1 rRNA gene (cut by a window edge) is annotated in these 1726 nt (G+C 57.4%); it reads right to left on the bottom strand.

From position 1 onward, the window contains the following. Positions 1-1676: ribosomal RNA gene (locus ACIRPT_RS40885) — 23S ribosomal RNA — on the bottom strand (it extends 1490 nt beyond the left edge of the window). Positions 1677-1726: the final 50 nt, after the last annotated feature.

Raw genomic sequence — 1726 nt, 5'->3', positions numbered from 1 at the left:
ACTACCACCGCCCGGGCTGGACTACCTTCCTGCGTCACCCCATCGCTTACCTACTACCACCTTGGGTCAGCGGCTCCACCACGTCCCTTTGTCCGAAGACTCCAGGCCGGCTTCACGGCTTTAGCATTAATGGATTCGATATTGGGCGTTTCAAAGCGGGTACCGGAATATCAACCGGTTGTCCATCGACTACGCCTGTCGGCCTCGCCTTAGGTCCCGACTTACCCTGGGCAGATCAGCTTGACCCAGGAACCCTTAGTCAATCGGCGCACACGTTTCCCACGTGTGTATCGCTACTCATGCCTGCATTCTCACTCGTGAACCGTCCACAACTCGTTTCCACGGCTGCTTCACCCGGCACACGACGCTCCCCTACCCATCACGATCCCCGTTGGGGGTAATATCGCAATGACACGACTTCGGCGGTGTGCTTGAGCCCCGCTACATTGTCGGCGCGGAATCACTTGACCAGTGAGCTATTACGCACTCTTTCAAGGGTGGCTGCTTCTAAGCCAACCTCCTGGTTGTCTCTGCGACTCCACATCCTTTCCCACTTAGCACACGCTTAGGGGCCTTAGTCGATGCTCTGGGCTGTTTCCCTCTCGACCATGGAGCTTATCCCCCACAGTCTCACTGCCGCGCTCTCACTTACCGGCATTCGGAGTTTGGCTAAGGTCAGTAACCCGGTAGGGCCCATCGCCTATCCAGTGCTCTACCTCCGGCAAGAAACACACGACGCTGCACCTAAATGCATTTCGGGGAGAACCAGCTATCACGGAGTTTGATTGGCCTTTCACCCCTAACCACAGGTCATCCCCCAGGTTTTCAACCCTGGTGGGTTCGGTCCTCCACGAAGTCTTACCTCCGCTTCAACCTGCCCATGGCTAGATCACTCCGCTTCGGGTCTTGGGCACGCTACTCAACGCCCTATTCGGACTCGCTTTCGCTACGGCTTCCCCACACGGGTTAACCTCGCAACATACCGCAAACTCGCAGGCTCATTCTTCAAAAGGCACGCAGTCACGACACAAGGACAAGTCCTTGTGCGACGCTCCCACGGCTTGTAGGCACACGGTTTCAGGTACTATTTCACTCCGCTCCCGCGGTACTTTTCACCATTCCCTCACGGTACTATCCGCTATCGGTCACCAGGGAATATTTAGGCTTAACGGGTGGTCCCGCCAGATTCACACGGGATTTCTCGGGCCCCGTGCTACTTGGGTGTCTCTCAAACGAGCCGTCAATGTTTCAGCTACGGGGGTCTTACCCTCTACGCCGGACCTTTCGCATGTCCTTCGCCTACATCAACGGTTTCTGACTCGTCCTGCCGCCGGCAGACGACAGAAGAGAGATCCCACAACCCCAACCACGCAACCCCTGCCGGGTATCACACGTGACTGGTTTGGCCTCATCCGGTTTCGCTCGCCACTACTCCCGGAATCACGGTTGTTTTCTCTTCCTGCGGGTACTGAGATGTTTCACTTCCCCGCGTTCCCTCCACACTGCCTATGTGTTCAGCAGCGGGTGACAGCCCATGACGACTGCCGGGTTTCCCCATTCGGACACCCCCGGATCAAAGCTCGGTTGACAGCTCCCCGGGGCCTATCGCGGCCTCCCACGTCCTTCATCGGTTCCTGGTGCCAAGGCATCCACCGTGCGCCCTTAAAAACTTGGCCACAGATGCTCGCGTCCACTGTGCAGTTCTCAAGCAACGACCAGCCACCCA

It is taken from the genome of Streptomyces sp. NPDC101227, from assembly GCF_044767545.1.
In the GTDB taxonomy this organism is placed as follows: Bacteria; Actinomycetota; Actinomycetes; order Streptomycetales; family Streptomycetaceae; genus Streptomyces.
This window is presented reverse-complemented; position numbering and strand designations above follow the sequence as displayed.